This window comes from Streptococcus infantis, from assembly GCF_047465525.1.
In the GTDB taxonomy this organism is placed as follows: domain Bacteria; phylum Bacillota; class Bacilli; order Lactobacillales; family Streptococcaceae; genus Streptococcus; species Streptococcus infantis_R.
This window is the reverse complement of record NZ_JASGZS010000017.1, coordinates 1-15538: the sequence shown is the minus strand read 5'-3', so window position 1 is coordinate 15538 and position 15538 is coordinate 1. Positions and strand designations below refer to the sequence as shown.

General features: G+C 39.1%; 19 protein-coding genes, 1 tRNA gene and 1 pseudogene. 18 read left to right on the top strand and 3 right to left on the bottom strand.

The features are described from left to right. Positions 1-7: 7 nt before the first annotated feature. The 7 genes and pseudogenes from atpF to tnpA form a co-directional block, all read left to right on the top strand. Positions 8-502, top strand: coding sequence for a F0F1 ATP synthase subunit B (gene atpF / locus QM374_RS07210; RefSeq protein ID WP_315638980.1), 495 nt, complete (start codon positions 8-10; stop codon positions 500-502). Next, positions 502-1038 (top strand): F0F1 ATP synthase subunit delta, encoded by a 537-nt coding sequence (locus QM374_RS07205; RefSeq protein ID WP_414311314.1) that lies wholly within the window; start codon positions 502-504, stop codon positions 1036-1038. The genes atpF and QM374_RS07205 overlap by 1 nt, the downstream gene beginning before the upstream one ends. A gap of 14 nt (positions 1039-1052) precedes the next feature. Continuing rightward, positions 1053-2558 (top strand): F0F1 ATP synthase subunit alpha, encoded by a 1506-nt coding sequence (gene atpA / locus QM374_RS07200; RefSeq protein ID WP_414311313.1) that lies wholly within the window; start codon positions 1053-1055, stop codon positions 2556-2558. Positions 2559-2573: 15 nt separating this feature from the next. Next, positions 2574-3452 carry a F0F1 ATP synthase subunit gamma gene (locus QM374_RS07195; protein WP_045763457.1) on the top strand — a complete coding sequence of 293 codons (879 nt, stop codon included), beginning with the start codon at positions 2574-2576 and terminating at the stop codon, positions 3450-3452. Positions 3453-3533: 81 nt separating this feature from the next. Next, on the top strand, positions 3534-4940 hold the full coding sequence (atpD, locus tag QM374_RS07190) for a F0F1 ATP synthase subunit beta (protein WP_000094353.1): 1407 nt from the start codon (positions 3534-3536) through the stop codon (positions 4938-4940). A 10-nt stretch (positions 4941-4950) separates the two neighbouring features. Continuing rightward, on the top strand, positions 4951-5370 hold the full coding sequence (locus tag QM374_RS07185; protein WP_414311312.1) for a F0F1 ATP synthase subunit epsilon: 420 nt from the start codon (positions 4951-4953) through the stop codon (positions 5368-5370). 247 nt (positions 5371-5617) lie between these two features. Next, positions 5618-5950, top strand: a pseudogene (gene tnpA / locus QM374_RS07180) (IS200/IS605 family transposase); the annotation flags it as partial. Between the two features lie 217 nt (positions 5951-6167). On the opposite strand, the gene QM374_RS07175 reads toward tnpA, so the two are convergent. Next, positions 6168-7175, bottom strand: coding sequence for a lactonase family protein (locus tag QM374_RS07175; RefSeq protein ID WP_414311311.1), 1008 nt, complete (start codon positions 7173-7175; stop codon positions 6168-6170). Between the two features lie 209 nt (positions 7176-7384). Here QM374_RS07175 and QM374_RS07170 point away from each other — a divergent pair, with 209 nt between their 5' ends. From QM374_RS07170 to QM374_RS07150, 5 genes are all read left to right on the top strand, one after another. Further along, the gene (locus QM374_RS07170) at positions 7385-8548 is read left to right on the top strand and encodes an AI-2E family transporter (protein ID WP_301559315.1); all 1164 of its coding nucleotides are present in this window, start codon (positions 7385-7387) and stop codon (positions 8546-8548) included. Next, a complete protein-coding gene (locus tag QM374_RS07165; RefSeq protein WP_414311310.1) occupies positions 8538-9767 on the top strand; it encodes a tetratricopeptide repeat protein in 1230 nt (409 codons plus the stop codon). The genes QM374_RS07170 and QM374_RS07165 overlap by 11 nt, the downstream gene beginning before the upstream one ends. A 182-nt stretch (positions 9768-9949) precedes the next feature. Further along, positions 9950-10786 (top strand): DegV family protein, encoded by an 837-nt coding sequence (locus QM374_RS07160; RefSeq protein ID WP_414311309.1) that lies wholly within the window; start codon positions 9950-9952, stop codon positions 10784-10786. Between the two features lie 106 nt (positions 10787-10892). Then, the gene (locus QM374_RS07155; RefSeq protein WP_001284633.1) at positions 10893-11168 is read left to right on the top strand and encodes an HU family DNA-binding protein; all 276 of its coding nucleotides are present in this window, start codon (positions 10893-10895) and stop codon (positions 11166-11168) included. Positions 11169-11510: 342 nt separating this feature from the next. Beyond that, the gene (locus tag QM374_RS07150) at positions 11511-11831 is read left to right on the top strand and encodes a heavy metal-binding domain-containing protein (protein ID WP_371559117.1); all 321 of its coding nucleotides are present in this window, start codon (positions 11511-11513) and stop codon (positions 11829-11831) included. Positions 11832-11877: 46 nt separating this feature from the next. On the opposite strand, the gene QM374_RS07145 is transcribed toward QM374_RS07150, so the two are convergent. Further along, a complete protein-coding gene (locus QM374_RS07145) occupies positions 11878-12120 on the bottom strand; it encodes a type B 50S ribosomal protein L31 (RefSeq protein WP_000710764.1) in 243 nt (80 codons plus the stop codon). A gap of 96 nt (positions 12121-12216) precedes the next feature. Then, on the bottom strand, positions 12217-13152 hold the full coding sequence (locus QM374_RS07140) for a DHH family phosphoesterase (RefSeq protein ID WP_414311308.1): 936 nt from the start codon (positions 13150-13152) through the stop codon (positions 12217-12219). A gap of 103 nt (positions 13153-13255) precedes the next feature. Here QM374_RS07140 and QM374_RS07135 point away from each other — a divergent pair, with 103 nt between their 5' ends. The 6 genes from QM374_RS07135 to QM374_RS07110 all read left to right on the top strand — a co-directional run bounded on the left by QM374_RS07135 (position 13256) and on the right by QM374_RS07110 (position 15356). Further along, entirely contained in the window at positions 13256-13699 is a 444-nt protein-coding gene (locus QM374_RS07135; RefSeq protein ID WP_001162134.1) for a flavodoxin, read from the top strand. Between the two features lie 116 nt (positions 13700-13815). After that, positions 13816-14082 carry a chorismate mutase gene (locus tag QM374_RS07130; RefSeq protein WP_301559311.1) on the top strand — a complete coding sequence of 89 codons (267 nt, stop codon included), beginning with the start codon at positions 13816-13818 and terminating at the stop codon, positions 14080-14082. Then, positions 14079-14453 carry a fluoride efflux transporter CrcB gene (gene crcB, locus QM374_RS07125; RefSeq protein WP_414311307.1) on the top strand — a complete coding sequence of 125 codons (375 nt, stop codon included), beginning with the start codon at positions 14079-14081 and terminating at the stop codon, positions 14451-14453. The genes QM374_RS07130 and crcB (QM374_RS07125) overlap by 4 nt, the downstream gene beginning before the upstream one ends. Next, a complete protein-coding gene (gene crcB, locus QM374_RS07120) occupies positions 14447-14776 on the top strand; it encodes a fluoride efflux transporter CrcB (RefSeq protein ID WP_414311306.1) in 330 nt (109 codons plus the stop codon). Before crcB (QM374_RS07125) ends, crcB (QM374_RS07120) begins: the two co-directional genes overlap by 7 nt. Before the next feature lie 118 nt (positions 14777-14894). Then, positions 14895-15242 (top strand): 50S ribosomal protein L19, encoded by a 348-nt coding sequence (gene rplS / locus QM374_RS07115; protein ID WP_001068669.1) that lies wholly within the window; start codon positions 14895-14897, stop codon positions 15240-15242. Positions 15243-15284: 42 nt separating this feature from the next. Next, positions 15285-15356 (top strand) — tRNA-Arg (locus QM374_RS07110). Positions 15357-15538: the final 182 nt, after the last annotated feature.

Genomic DNA, 15538 nt, shown 5'->3' with positions numbered 1-15538 from the left:
GTAAATGATGCACGTAACAGTAGGTGAATTGATTGGTAACTTTATTTTAATTGCTGGCTCTTTTATCCTTTTGATCGTCTTAGTCAAAAAATTCGCATGGTCAAACTTGACAAGTGTCTTCGAAGAACGCGCTGAAAAGATTGCTGCTGATATTGATGGTGCTGAACAAGCTCGTCAAAAAGCAGAAACTCTTGCTCAAAAGCGTGAAGATGAATTAGCAGGTAGCCGAAGCGAAGCTAAAACTATCATCGAAAATGCTAAGGAGACAGCTGAAAAGAGCAAATCAGATATTCTGGCTGAAGCCAAGCTAGAAGCTGGCCGCTTGAAAGAAAAAGCTAACCAAGAAATTGCGCAAAACAAAGCTGAGGCTTTACAAAGCGTTAAAGGTGAGGTAGCAGATTTGACAGTTAGTCTAGCTGGAAAAATTATCTCACAAAACCTTGACGGTCATGCCCATAAAGAACTCATTGATCAGTATATCGATCAGCTAGGAGAAGCTTAATGGACAAAAAGACAGTAAAGGTAATTGAAAAATACAGCATGCCTTTTGTCCAATTGGTGATTGAAAAAGGAGAAGAAGATGCTATCTTCTCAGACTTGACTCAGATTAAGCAAGTCGCTGAAGAAACAGCCTTGCCTTCTTTTTTGGCTCAGGTAGATGTTGATGAGTCTGACAAGGAAAAAACAGTCAGTTATTTCCAAGATTCTGCATCGTCATTATTACAAAACTTCATTCAAGTTCTGTTGTACAATCATCGATCAAATCTTTTTTATGATGTGATTGTAGATTGTTTAAACCGTCTTGAGAGAGAAACGAATCGTTTTGAAGTAACGATTATGTCTGCTCATCCTCTAACGGATGAACAAAAAAAACGTTTGCTTCCAATTATCGAGAAAAAGATGTCTTTAAAAGTGCGTAGCATTAAAGAAGAAATCGACGATAGTTTAATCGGTGGTTTTGTTATTATCGCCAATCACAAGACAATTGATGTTAGTATTAAACAACAACTTAAAGTTGTTAAGGAAAATTTGAAATAGAAAGTGGTGTTCTTTTGGCAATTAACGCACAAGAAATCAGCGCTTTAATTAAGCAACAAATTGAAAATTTCAAACCCAATTTTGATGTGACTGAAACTGGTGTTGTAACCTACATCGGGGACGGAATTGCGCGTGCTCATGGCCTTGAAAATGCCATGAGTGGAGAGTTGTTGATTTTTGAAAACGGCTCTTATGGTATGGCGCAAAACTTAGAATCAACAGATGTTGGTATTATCATCCTTGGAGACTTTGCAGATATCCGCGAAGGCGATACTATTCGTCGTACAGGAAAAATCATGGAAGTTCCAGTTGGTGATAGCTTAATTGGACGTGTCGTGGATCCACTTGGTCGTCCAGTAGATGGGCTTGGTCCAATCGACACAAACAAAACTCGTCCAGTTGAAGCGCCAGCTCCTGGGGTTATGCAACGTAAATCAGTATCACAACCATTGCAAACTGGTTTGAAAGCTATTGATGCCCTTGTTCCAATCGGTCGTGGACAACGTGAGTTGATTATCGGTGACCGTCAAACAGGGAAAACTACCATTGCTATCGATGCAATCTTGAACCAAAAAGGTCAAGATATGATTTGTATCTATGTAGCGATTGGTCAAAAAGAATCAACAGTTCGTACACAAGTAGAAACACTTCGTCAGTACGGAGCCTTGGATTACACAATCGTCGTGACAGCGTCAGCTTCACAACCTTCACCATTGCTTTTCCTTGCACCTTATGCAGGGGTTGCTATGGCGGAAGAATTTATGTACCAAGGTAAGCACGTATTGATTGTTTATGATGACTTATCTAAACAAGCGGTAGCTTATCGTGAACTTTCTCTCTTGCTCCGTCGTCCACCAGGTCGTGAAGCCTTCCCAGGGGATGTATTCTACCTTCATAGCCGTCTACTTGAACGTTCAGCTAAAGTTTCGGATGAACTTGGTGGTGGATCTATTACAGCTCTTCCATTTATCGAGACACAAGCCGGAGATATCTCAGCCTATATCGCTACAAACGTAATCTCTATTACGGATGGACAAATCTTCCTAAGTGATAGTCTCTTTAATGCAGGTATCCGTCCAGCTATTGATGCAGGTTCTTCCGTATCTCGTGTTGGTGGTTCTGCTCAGATTAAGGCCATGAAGAAAGTTGCTGGTACACTCCGTATCGACCTTGCTTCATACCGTGAGTTGGAAGCCTTCACTAAATTTGGTTCTGACTTGGATGCGGCTACTCAGGCTAAATTGAACCGTGGTCGTCGTACTGTAGAAGTATTGAAACAACCTGTTCACAAACCATTACCTGTTGAGAAACAAGTTACTATTCTCTATGCTTTGACCCATGGTTTCTTGGATACAATTCCTGTAGACGATATCGTTCGTTTCGAAGAAGAGTTCCATATGTTCTTTGATGCTCAACATCCTGAAATTTTGGAAACCATTCGTGAAACAAAAGACTTGCCAGATGAAGCAGTCTTGGATGCTGCGATTACTGAGTTTCTCAATCAATCAAGCTTCCAATAAGAATAGAGGTGTCAGATGGCAGTATCTCTAAATGATATTAAAACAAAAATCGCCTCAACAAAAAATACTAGTCAAATTACTAACGCGATGCAGATGGTTTCTGCAGCTAAGTTAGGTCGTTCTGAAGAAGCAGCTCGTAACTTCCAAGTGTATGCACAAAAAGTGCGTAAACTAGTTACAGACATCCTCCACGGAGATGGTGCAGGCGGATCAACTAACCCTATGTTGATCAGTCGCCCCGTCAAAAAAACAGGCTATATCGTCATTACATCTGACCGTGGTCTTGTTGGAGGATATAATTCTTCAATCTTAAAAGCTGTCATGGAAATTCAGCAAGAATACCATCCTTCAGGTGATGATTTTGAAGTCATCTGTATTGGTGGTATGGGAGCCGATTTCTTCAAATCACGCGGTATTCAACCAATCTATGAATTGCGTGGACTTGCAAGCCAACCAAGCTTTGATGAAGTTCGTAAGATTATTACAAAAACGATTGAAATGTATCAAAACGAACTTTTTGATGAGCTCTATGTTTGTTACAACCACCACGTTAATACACTGACAAGTCAAATGCGTGTGGAGCAGATGCTTCCAATCGTGGACTTGGATCCAAATGAAGCAGATGATAACTATAGCTTGACATTTGACCTTGAAACAAGTCGTGAAGAAATCTTGGATCAACTATTGCCTCAGTTTGCAGAAAGTATGATTTATGGTGCTATTATTGATGCCAAGACAGCTGAAAATGCTGCTGGTATGACAGCCATGCAAACAGCGACTGATAATGCAAAAAAAGTGATTAATGATTTGACAATCCAGTATAACCGTGCCAGACAGGCGGCGATTACACAAGAAATCACAGAAATCGTGGCAGGAGCTAGCGCTTTAGAATAAAGCCATCCTGCTCATATCAATGAACTTAGGACCTAGCAAAACTAGGAACCGACAGTATCTTATATAGAATAGGAGAAGGAGATGAGTTCAGGTAAAATTGCTCAGGTTATCGGACCCGTTGTAGACGTTTTGTTTGCAGCAGGGGAAAAACTTCCTGAGATTAACAATGCACTTGTCGTCTACAAAAATGACGAAAAGAAAACAAAAATCGTCCTTGAAGTAGCCTTAGAGTTGGGGGATGGTATGATTCGTACCATCGCCATGGAATCAACAGATGGTTTGACTCGTGGAATGGAAGTATTGGACACAGGTCGTCCAATCTCTGTACCAGTAGGTAAAGAAACCTTGGGACGTGTCTTCAACGTTTTGGGAGATACCATTGACTTGGAAGCTCCTTTTGGAGAAGACGCGGAACGCCAGCCAATTCATAAAAAAGCACCTACTTTTGATGAGTTGTCTACCTCTTCAGAAATCCTCGAAACAGGGATTAAGGTTATCGACCTTCTTGCCCCTTATCTTAAAGGTGGTAAAGTCGGACTCTTCGGTGGTGCCGGAGTCGGTAAAACTGTCTTGATCCAAGAATTGATTCACAATATTGCCCAAGAACACGGTGGTATCTCAGTATTTACAGGTGTTGGGGAACGTACTCGTGAAGGGAATGACCTCTACTGGGAAATGAAAGAATCAGGCGTTATCGAGAAAACAGCCATGGTATTTGGTCAGATGAATGAACCACCAGGAGCACGTATGCGTGTTGCTCTTACTGGTTTGACAATCGCTGAATACTTCCGTGATGTAGAAGGCCAAGACGTTCTTCTCTTCATTGACAACATCTTCCGTTTCACACAAGCTGGTTCAGAAGTATCTGCCCTTTTGGGTCGTATGCCATCAGCCGTTGGTTACCAACCAACCCTCGCAACAGAAATGGGTCAATTGCAAGAACGTATCACTTCAACTAAGAAAGGTTCTGTAACCTCTATCCAGGCTATCTACGTGCCAGCGGATGACTATACTGACCCAGCGCCAGCAACAGCCTTCGCCCACTTGGATTCAACTACCAACTTGGAACGTAAATTGGTTCAATTGGGTATCTACCCAGCCGTTGATCCACTTGCTTCAAGTTCACGTGCCTTGGCACCTGAAATCGTTGGAGAAGAGCACTATGCAGTTGCGGCTGAGGTTAAACGTGTTCTTCAACGTTACCATGAGTTGCAAGATATCATCGCCATCCTTGGTATGGATGAACTTTCTGATGAAGAAAAGACTTTGGTTGCTCGTGCCCGTCGTATTCAGTTCTTCCTTTCACAAAACTTCAACGTTGCGGAACAATTTACTGGTCAACCAGGTTCTTATGTTCCAGTAGCTGAAACAGTTCGTGGATTTAAGGAAATTCTTGACGGTAAACACGATCATCTCCCAGAAGATGCCTTCCGTGGAGTAGGTTCAATCGAAGATGTTATCGCTAAGGCTGAAAAAATGGGATTTTAAGAGGTGATCTATGGCTCAGTTAACTGTCCAGATCGTGACACCAGATGGCCTCGTCTATGATCACCATGCCAGCTTTGTATCGGTTCGAACTCTGGATGGTGAGATGGGGATCTTGCCACGACATCAAAATATGATTGCGGTATTAGCAGTTGATGAAGTTAAAGTCAAACGTCTTGATGATGATTCTCATGTCAACTGGATAGCAGTAAACGGAGGAATCATTGAGATTGCTAATGATGTCATTACCATTATTGCAGACTCAGCTGAGCGTGCTCGTGATATCGATATTAGCCGTGCAGAACGTGCCAAACTTCGTGCAGAACGTGAAATCGAAGAAGCACAAGACAAACACTTGATTGACCAAGAGCGTCGTGCTAAGATTGCATTACAACGTGCTATTAACCGAATCAATGTCGGAAATAAACTATAAAAAAATGAACTTGATTTGAGAATCAAGTTCATTTTTTATATTATGTGACTATTAGTCCGTCTCGCTCCGTGAGGTGCGAGACAAATAAACCACCCGCTATGCGGGTGCGCGTCTAAGGTTATACCAAAAAAACTCCAAACGCGATACAATAAAGTTGTTCAAGCCAATTGTAAAGCGAAAGGAGAAAACCATGGTATAAAAGTCTCATAGTTTATCACACACAAAGTGGCACTGTAAGTATCACTTTGTGTTCACCCCTAAGTATAGACGAAAAGTCATCTATAATCAATATCGGAGTAGTTTAGATGAAATATTTCATCGCTTGTGTAGTTATAAAGGTGTTGAAATTATCGAAGGACACTTAATGCCAGACCATGTACATATGTTAGTAAGTATTCCACCAAGGATAAGTGTTTCGAGTTTTATGGGTTATTTAAAAGGTAAGAGTGCACTCATGATGTTTGACAAACACGCCAATTTGAAATATAAGTTTGGAAATCGGCATTTCTGGGCGGAAGGTTATTATGTGAGTACAGTAGGGCTTAATGAAGCCACGATAAGGAAATACATACAAGATCAGTAAAAGCATGATATAGCACTAGATAAATTAAGTGTGAAATAATATGAGGATCCCTTTAGGGATAGTGGTAAGTAATACTCACGCCTCTTTAAGAGGCAAGTGACGAGTCAAGAGCAATGAGGCTTGAACAACGTGAAAGCCAGCGTCTTTAGGCGCTGGCTGGTAATTTGGGCTTATAGCCCTGGTGCAAACCACCCGTTAGACGGGTGGTTATGATTTAAAATGTAACGCAAACTGCTTCGGGAACGTGGAAATCATTGGAAAGTTCTGCAAGACGACCAGTCTCTGGATTACGTTTAAAGACAGTTGCATTATCAGAATCCTGGTGAACGGCGATGAGGAATTCTTGATCTGGTGAGAGAATAAAGTCTCGAGGAGTTTTCCCGTTTGTAGGAACGAATTCCAACAATTCTAAACTACCGTCAGCGAGAATAGTGTAAACTACAATAGAATCATGACCACGGTTTGATGCGTACAGGTATTTTCCATCTTGTGAGAGACGAATAGCAGCAGTTCCATTAAAGTCATTAAATCCTTCAGGAAGAGTAGAAATAACCTGCATTTTTTCAAATGCACCAACGCCATCATAAATCAATACTTCAATTGTACTATTGAGTTCACAGATCAGATAAGCAATTTTGTAGTGGTTGTGAAAAACAAGGTGACGTGCACCAGCGCCAGGACTACAGTTGTAGGTAGCTAGCTTATTTAGTTTTCCTTTTGGATTGACATCGTAGGTAGTAACCTCATCAGTACCCAAGTCGCAAGTCACTAAATACTGATCTGGGGTTAAATCTGTAAAGTGTACATGTGGAGAAGCTTGATTTTCATGAGGACCATGACCGCTATGTTGAACTGTATCAGCCAATTCAAGACTACCATCTTTTTTTCGTTTATAGACCAGAACTTGTCCCTTATGATAGTTAGCACCGTATACTAGGCCACGTTTTTCATCAACAGCAACATAACAGTGAGGGGCACCTTCTGTTACAACATGGTTAAGCAAAGTACCATCAGTTTGATAGGCAGCAATTCCACCTTGTCCATCTTTGCTACCGACTGTGTAGAGGTGATTTTCTTGATCAAATGCAAGATAGGTAGGACTTGGTTCAGTAGCAAATAGTTTAAGATTTGATAATTGCCCAGTCTCTGTATCAAAATCAGCTTGATAAATCCCTTGGGATAAGCGACGAGTGTAGGTTCCGAAATAAATTGTTTCAATCATATCTATACCTCTAAATAAAGATGTTTCTATTATATCATAAATTGGGAAACCTGAAGAGAATGGTAGGGAAAACAATGAAACTTCTAAGTATAAAATTAGTAAAATGCAAGATGGATTTTTAGAGTTTTCAATCGTAACCTCAACACTTTAAAAACAGTTTATTCCCTGTAAAAATGGTATAATGAAAAGACAAAGGAAAGGAAGTAGATATGGAACAAAAAGAGAAGCATTTTAATTTATCTTGGTTTTTTAAATGGTTTTTAGATAATAAGGCTGTTACTGTATTTTTGGTAGCCTTGTTACTAGGTCTCAATATTTTTATTTTAAGTAAGATTAGTTTTTTATTTATCCCTGTCGTTGATTTTTTATCAGTGGTCATGTTGCCTGTTATTTTATCAGGATTGCTTTTTTATCTCTTAAACCCACTGGTGGATTTGATGGAGAAGTACAAGATAAATCGTGTCTTAGCCATTAGTATTATCTTTGTCATTATTGCTATACTTCTGATTATTGGTCTGGCTGTTGCGATTCCAAATCTTCAACGTCAAGTAGTTATTTTTGCGCAAAATGTACCAAATTATCTCGAAGATGCTGATAGAGTTATTGATGATCTTGTAACTAAGCGGTTACCAGATGACTTTAGACCTCAACTAGAACAGGTTCTGGCTCAATTCTCAACACAAGCAACTGCTTGGGCAAGTAATATTTCATCAAAAGCTGTGAACTGGGTGAGTGCTCTTATTAGTGGAACGTCACAAGTCATTGTTGCTTTGATTATCATGCCCTTTATGCTCTTTTATCTCCTTAGAGATGGAAAAGGTTTGAGAGATCATATCACTCAATTCTTACCTAATAAATTGAGAGAACCAGTAGGTAAGGTTCTAACGGATGTGAACCAACAACTTTCTAACTATGTTAGAGGACAAATTACTGTTGCTGTTATCGTAGCAATTATGTTTATCATCTTCTTTAAGATTATTGGTTTGAGATATGCAGTGACTCTTGGAATTACTGCAGGGGTTTTAAATCTTATCCCTTATCTTGGAAGTTTCCTTGCCATGCTACCAGCTCTGGTCTTGGGTTTAATTGCTGGACCAGTTATGCTCTTGAAAGTTATTATCGTTTTTATCGTAGAGCAGACAATTGAAGGTCGTTTTGTATCTCCATTGATTTTAGGTAGTCAATTAAACATCCATCCAATCACGATTCTATTTGTTTTGTTGACGTCTGGTTCTATGTTTGGTGTTTGGGGAGTCCTATTAGGAATTCCTGTTTATGCTTCAGCAAAAGTTGTTATTTCAGCGATTTTTGAATGGTATAAAAAAGTTAGTGGTTTGTATGAATTAGAAGAGGAGGTTGAAGGTGAGCAATAGTCAAAAAATGCTTGAAGCTTTGGATCAGCAAGATTTAACAAGAGCTGATCACTATTTTCAAAAAGCCTTGGTAGAAGACTCGGATGATTTTCTTCTGGAACTGGCTTATTATCTAGAAGGTATTGGTTTTTATCCACAAGCTCGTCAAATCTATGAAAAACTATCTCCAATATTTCCAGAAGTAAATCTCAATCTAGCTAGTATCGCAAGCGAAGACGGACAAATTGAAGAAGCGTTTGCCTATCTAGAAGAAATTCAACCCAATAGCGATTCTTATGTATCTGCGCTTGTTTTAAAGGCTGATTTCTATCAAATGGAAGGATTGACGGATGTAGCTCGCGAAAAGCTCTTAGAAGCTCTTAATTACTCTGATGATCCTCTATTGATTTTTGGGCTAGCAGAGTTAGATAGTGAACTTGGAAATGATTTAGAAGCGATTAAGGGCTATGCTCAACTGGATAATCGCGAAATATATGAGCAGATAGGGATTTCGACCTATCAACGAATTGGAACTGCCTATGCTCGACTTGGAAAGTTTGAATCAGCCATAGAGTTTTTAGAAAAAGCTTTAGAGTTAGAGTATGAAGATCAGACTGCATTTGAATTAGCAAGTCTTTACTTTGATCAAGAGGAATATCAAAAGGCAGTTTTATATTTTAAACAGCTGGATACTATTTCTCCAGATTTTGAAGGGTATGAATATGGTTACAGTCAGGCTCTACATAAGGAACACCAGACAGAAGAAGCTCTTAAAGTAGCGCAACAAGGTTTGGCAAAAAATCCATTCGAGACACGTTTACTGCTCCTTGCTTCACAATTATCTTACGAATTGCATCAACCTGAACAGGCGGAAGCTTATCTTCTTCAAGCCCAAGAAGATGCGGAAGACCAAGAAGAAATCCTCTTGCGACTAGCAACCATGTATCAGGAGCAAGAACAGTATGAGGATATTCTAGCCTTAGAAGTATATGAGCCAGAAAATCTCTTGACTAAGTGGATGATTGCACGAAGTTACCAAGAAACTGAAGATTTGGATGCTGCTTATGAAGCTTATCAGGCATTGGTTCCAGAACTCAAGGAAAATCCTGAGTTTTTAGAGCAATACATTCATCTATTACGCGAACTTGGAAGGTTTGAAGAAGCAAAAGAACAAATTCAACACTATCTCAAGTTGGTTCCTGATGACATACAGATGCAGGAATTGTATGAACGTTTATGATAAATGAACAGTAGTCGTCTTAGCAGGCGACTATTTTTATAAAAATAAAGATTTAAAAATCTATAAATTCCATCCTAAAAATGAATAGATACAGTATGAATTTTTAGCTTTTTTTTGATATAATTGTTATAGTTAAATTGAAAAAACTCACTCAAAAAGTGAAATATAGAAAGATTTGAATTATGACACAAGTAAAAATCGTAACAGATTCTTCTGTTACCATTGAACCAGAAGTGGTCAAAGAATTAAATATTACCGTCGTTCCGCTCTCTGTAATGATTGATAGTGTTCTTTATTCGGATGCTGATCTTGAAGAAGGGGAATTTCTTCGCTTGATGAAAGAGAGTAAAAATCTGCCTAAAACAAGTCAACCTCCTGTTGGACTCTTTGCTGAGATCTTTGATGAGTTGAGTAAAGACGATAGTCAAATTTTAGCTATTCATATGTCTCATGCCTTATCAGGAACTGTCGAAGCAGCTCGTCAGGGTGCAAGTTTGTCAACGGCTAATGTGACCGTATTGGATAGTTCCTTTACTGATCAAGCCCTAAAATTTCAAGTGGTTGAAGCAGCTAAGTTAGCTCAAGAAGGACAAGACATTGAGACAATTGTGGCTCATGTTGAAGAAGTGAAGAAGAACACAGAGCTCTATATTGGGGTTTCTACCTTGGAAAACCTTGTTAAAGGTGGTCGTATTGGCCGAGTGACAGGTCTTTTAAGCTCTCTATTAAATATCCGCGTAGTTATGCAGATGAAAAATGATGAATTGCAACCAATCGTTAAAGGACGTGGAGCTAAAACCTTTAAGAAGTGGTTGGATGAACTGGTTTCAAAACTGTCAGAGCGTTCTGTTGCAGAAATTGGTATTTCCTATTCTGGAACTCGGGACTGGGCAGAAGAGATGAAAGAAATCTTACAACCATTCGTTGAAAAACCAATCTCTGTACTTGAAACAGGTTCTATTATTCAGACCCATACAGGTGAAAATGCTTGGGCTATTTTGGTCAGATACGAGTCCTAAAAAAATAAAGAAAATAGCAAGAAATAGCGTTTTTGACTTGACCTACAAGAGAATTTAGGATATGATTGTAATTGTTAATTAGAAAATATTTGGAGGAATTATTAACATGGCAAACAAACAAGATTTGATCGCTAAAGTAGCAGAAGCTACAGAATTGACAAAGAAAGACTCAGCAGCAGCAGTTGATGCTGTATTTGCAGCAGTAGCTGATTACCTTGCAGCTGGTGAAAAAGTTCAATTGATCGGTTTTGGTAATTTCGAAGTTCGTGAGCGTGCAGCACGTAAAGGTCGCAACCCACAAACTGGTAAAGAAATCACTATCGCAGCTTCAAAAGTTCCAGCATTCAAAGCTGGTAAAGCTCTTAAAGACGCTGTTAAATAATGAATTTAGAAAAAGCCTATTGTATCAAGCTTTCTAGCTTGGTCGATAGGCTTTTTTTGTAGTTTTGGGGCAAAAAGGGGGCAGGAGAGAACAGTATCTTCTATATCAGTCATAGATTCTAAGATCTACTATTTGTAAGAATGGTGAAGCCGATAAGCCTATCTCAAGTTAGGCTTGCAAAGAAAAGATTTAGGCCATCATCCATACAATTGGCACTAAATGGATAGCAAATAAGGATGGTTAGAAGAGTCTCCTTTCAAGTATTGAGCCCCTTATAGTATTTCTTGACAGAGTTAGTGAAAGGGTTTACAATTATATAAAAGAAGTCAGGAGGAAGTGAAGATGATTATTTCAACTACGGGAATTGAAGGCAAGAAAATCCTAGCCTACAAAGGAATCGTCTTTGGTGAAGTGGTTGCTGGCGTTAATATGTTCAAAGATATGGCTGCTGGCTTCCGTAATGTTTTTGGAGGACGAGCTAGTAGTTATGAAGGTGAATTGACTCAAGCTAGGGAAGAAGCTCTAGCAGAAATGATGGAGCGTGCAAGTGAACGTGGAGCAAATGCTATTATAGGTATAAAAATGGACTATGAAACTTTAGGGGCTGAAAATGGTATGCTAATGGTCACTTGTAGTGGTACAGCAGTTGTGGTTGACTCCTAATTTGAAGAAACAAAAAAAAGAACAGTCGGAACTGTTCTTTTTATGATTATTTGAGACCGTATTTTTTGTTGAAACGATCCACGCGTCCATCTGCTTGAGTGAACTTTTGACGTCCAGTATAGAATGGGTGTGAGTCTGATGAAATTTCCACACGGATCAATGGGTAAGTTTCGCCTTCGAATTCAACAGTTTCGTTAGAGCGTTTTGTTGAACCGCTAAGGAATTGGTAACCAGTAGTTGTGTCCATGAAGACAACTGGGCGATATTCTGGATGGATATCTTTTTTCATTTTGCAATATTTCCTTTCTGCCATGGTCTCTTTGCGAGCCATAGATTGTTACCATACTAGTCTAACAGATTATGCTAAGTTTGGCAAGCTTTTTATCTATTTTTTCAGTAAGTTTTTTAATTTTTGGTAGATGACTTCATTTTCCTCTAGGCTATAGGAGTTAGCACCACTTGCAAGTGGGTGACCACCACCATCATGTTCTTTTGCAACACTATTGATTGGAACGAATTTACTGCGAAGTCGAACGCGATAGTGGCCATCTGCTTGTTCCACAAATATTCCCCAAAGGTTAACAGTATCAATACGACCTGGAGCACCAACAATGGCTGCTGTTTCTGCGTCTGTTACTTGATATGTTTTTAGAATTTCTTGAGTTAGAATGACACGTGCGACACCATTTTCATCAACTTCTAGGTGATCATAGACATAACCTTGAAGTTTAGCGATTTTAAAGCTCATAGTGTCCATTTTACGTGTTAATTCAGCATAGTCAAAGTTATGTTCTCTTAGTTTACTAGCAATTCGAAGGGTACGAGCAGAAGTAGAAGGATAAAGGAAACGGCCTGTATCGCCCATGATTCCAGCACAGAGCATTTTAGCAGCGTAGTCAGATAATTCTAGGTTAGTTGCTTCAGCAAAGAGAGCAATCATCTCACTGGCACTGCTAGAGTTGGTATCTACCCAAACAAGATCTCCATAGACTTCGTCATTTGGATGGTGATCAATTTTAATAATGGTTTCAGCATTAGTATAACGTTTATCATCGATACGAGCGGTATTTGCTGTATCACAGATGATAGCAAGCGCACCTTGATAATCCTTGTCTTCTACCTGATCCATCTTTGTAAGCCATGTTAGGGTTGGCTCATCATAACCAACTACCTTGATATTTTTTTCTGGGAAATGGTGTTCCAGAAGTGCTTTGAGTCCAACCTGACTTCCTAAGGCATCAGGATCCGGTTTCATGTGACGGTGAATGATGATGGTATCGTATGCTTTAATTTTTTCTAAAATTTGATGACAAATTTCCATAAGTGACCTCAATTCTTTCTTATTTCATTGTAGCACAAGAGTTTTTATTTTTAAAATGAAAAAGATGTGATATAATGGAGAAAGATAAATGGAGGAGGACGATATGGCATTAGCAAAAATTGTATTTGCCAGTATGACCGGTAATACCGAAGAAATTGCAGATATTGTAGCAGATAAATTGCGTGAATTGGGCTTAGAGGTGGATGTTGATGAGTGTACAACTGTTGACGCATCTGACTTTCTTGAAGCTGATATCGCGATCGTTGCAACCTACACTTACGGTGATGGAGAGTTACCAGATGAGATGATGGACTTCTACGAAGACCTAGCAGATCTTAACTTGAGTGGCAAAATCTACGGTGTGGTAGGATCAGGCGATACTTTCTACGATGAGTTCTGTAAAGCTGTTGATGACTTTGATCGTGTATTTGTGGCAACAGGAGCTGAAAAGGGATCAGAGTGTGTCAAAGTGGATCTCTCTGCAGAAGAAGAAGATATCGAACGCTTGGAACAATTTGCAGAAGAATTGGCTGCTAAAGTAGGATAAGCATGAAGTTGCACTGATGAAAGTTGTCAGTGCAGTTTTTGTTAGTTGTCCTTAGGAATGTACTAGCCCATTTAGAAGCTTTTTGATACAATCATTCAAATAATGAAGGAGACTCTATGGATTTAGATATTATTAGACGAGAAATCGATCAAATTGATGACCAAATTGTAAAACTCTTAGAAGAAAGAATGCATCTAGTTGAGGGGGTAGTTGCTTATAAAAAAGCTTCAGGAAAAGCTATTCTAGATACTAAAAGAGAAGAAGCTATCTTTGAGAAGGTCAGAAATCGTGTCAGCAATAAAAAATACGAAGAGACAATCGTTGAGACTTTTTCTGATATTCTCAAACGTTCGCGCGATTATCAGGATAAAAATATCAAATGAAAAAAGAACAATTTTACCCATTAGGAATCTTTCTAGCTGCCATGCTAGGAGGACTTACCCGATATCAGATTTCGAGATGGTTGCCAGCCAGTCCAGATTTTCCATGGGGAACTCTCTTTGCTAACTATGTAGGAATTTTCTGCTTAGTCTATCTTGTCAAAGGTTATTTGGTTTATAAGGGAAGCAGTAAAGGTGTCATTTTAGCGCTTGGAACTGGCTTCTGTGGAGGATTAACGACTTTTTCAAGCCTCATGTTAGATGGCGTGAAATTGCTGGATACAGGTTCTTACCTAAGTCTAGTAATCTATCTAGTTCTGAGCATTGGTGGAGGACTTTTATTGGCTTATTGTTTAGGGAGGAAGAAATGGTAGTATTATATCTAGCGCTTGCTTGTGGACTAGGTGCCCTTGTGCGTTATTTCTTTTCACGTTATAATCAGGGTTCAGTACTGCCTCTAGGAACTCTCATAGCTAATCTACTGGGCTGTTTTTTGATCGGTTTATTTTACAATCATGTGGAGTCTAAAGAAGTCTATCTTATCCTTGCCACAGGATTTTGTGGAGGTCTAACCACTTTTTCAACCTTGAATGATGAACTCCAAAAACTCTTGGCTGATAAGAAGGTCTTTTACAGTTATTTTCTCTTGACCTACTTAGGTGGTTTGCTTGCTATTTTTTTAGGAATTTTACTGTAAATTTCTTTACTTTTTTTAAGAAATTTGGTAAACTGTATCTTGTGTGTAATGGACGCACAAAAATACAGTTTATCCGCTGAGGAAGCTTCCTCAAGATTGACAAAGATAGGAGAATAAAATGAATCCATTAATCCAAAGCTTGACAGAAGGTCAACTTCGTACTGATATCCCATCATTCCGTCCTGGTGACACTGTTCGTGTACACGCGAAAGTTGTCGAAGGTAACCGTGAACGTATCCAGATTTTTGAAGGTGTTGTTATTGCACGTAAAGGTGCTGGCATCTCAGAAAACTACACAGTTCGTAAAATCTCTAACGGTGTAGGTGTTGAACGTATCTTCCCAATCCACACTCCACGTGTTGAAAAGATCGAAGTTGTTCGTTACGGTAAAGTACGTCGTGCGAAATTGTACTACTTGCGTGCTCTTCAAGGTAAAGCAGCTCGTATTAAAGAAATCCGTCGTTAATTCGACCAAAAAACTCTGCTTATTCGGCAGAGTTTTTCTCTAGCTCCCTTAGTTCAATGGATATAACAACTCCCTCCTAAGGAGTAGTTGCAGGTTCGATTCCTGCAGGGGGCATTTTTACTAATGTAAAGAAAGACAAAGAATATGCAAAGTGTTTATTTAAAGGCAGTCATCACAAATTCATTTTTAAAAATAAATTAGTATTTTTTGTTTTTTTGACCAAATTTTGACCAAATTTTGACCAAAAATTATATTTTGGTCAATGATTATAGAATAAAATGGATCATGAAAATGTC

Excerpts from the sequence above, each read along its gene's own strand:
- atpF (WP_315638980.1), top strand. The coding sequence starts at position 8 with ATGCACGTAACAGTAGGTGAATTGATTGGTAACTTTATTTTAATTGCT.
- QM374_RS07205 (WP_414311314.1), top strand. The coding sequence starts at position 502 with ATGGACAAAAAGACAGTAAAGGTAATTGAAAAATACAGCATGCCTTTT.
- QM374_RS07195 (WP_045763457.1), top strand. The coding sequence starts at position 2,574 with ATGGCAGTATCTCTAAATGATATTAAAACAAAAATCGCCTCAACAAAA.
- atpD (WP_000094353.1), top strand. The coding sequence starts at position 3,534 with ATGAGTTCAGGTAAAATTGCTCAGGTTATCGGACCCGTTGTAGACGTT.
- QM374_RS07185 (WP_414311312.1), top strand. The coding sequence starts at position 4,951 with ATGGCTCAGTTAACTGTCCAGATCGTGACACCAGATGGCCTCGTCTAT.
- QM374_RS07175 (WP_414311311.1), bottom strand. The coding sequence starts at position 7,175 with ATGATTGAAACAATTTATTTCGGAACCTACACTCGTCGCTTATCCCAA.
- QM374_RS07170 (WP_301559315.1), top strand. The coding sequence starts at position 7,385 with ATGGAACAAAAAGAGAAGCATTTTAATTTATCTTGGTTTTTTAAATGG.
- QM374_RS07160 (WP_414311309.1), top strand. The coding sequence starts at position 9,950 with ATGACACAAGTAAAAATCGTAACAGATTCTTCTGTTACCATTGAACCA.
- QM374_RS07155 (WP_001284633.1), top strand. The coding sequence starts at position 10,893 with ATGGCAAACAAACAAGATTTGATCGCTAAAGTAGCAGAAGCTACAGAA.
- QM374_RS07150 (WP_371559117.1), top strand. The coding sequence starts at position 11,511 with ATGATTATTTCAACTACGGGAATTGAAGGCAAGAAAATCCTAGCCTAC.
- QM374_RS07145 (WP_000710764.1), bottom strand. The coding sequence starts at position 12,120 with ATGAAAAAAGATATCCATCCAGAATATCGCCCAGTTGTCTTCATGGAC.
- QM374_RS07140 (WP_414311308.1), bottom strand. The coding sequence starts at position 13,152 with ATGGAAATTTGTCATCAAATTTTAGAAAAAATTAAAGCATACGATACC.
- QM374_RS07135 (WP_001162134.1), top strand. The coding sequence starts at position 13,256 with ATGGCATTAGCAAAAATTGTATTTGCCAGTATGACCGGTAATACCGAA.
- QM374_RS07130 (WP_301559311.1), top strand. The coding sequence starts at position 13,816 with ATGGATTTAGATATTATTAGACGAGAAATCGATCAAATTGATGACCAA.
- crcB (WP_414311307.1), top strand. The coding sequence starts at position 14,079 with ATGAAAAAAGAACAATTTTACCCATTAGGAATCTTTCTAGCTGCCATG.
- crcB (WP_414311306.1), top strand. The coding sequence starts at position 14,447 with ATGGTAGTATTATATCTAGCGCTTGCTTGTGGACTAGGTGCCCTTGTG.
- rplS (WP_001068669.1), top strand. The coding sequence starts at position 14,895 with ATGAATCCATTAATCCAAAGCTTGACAGAAGGTCAACTTCGTACTGAT.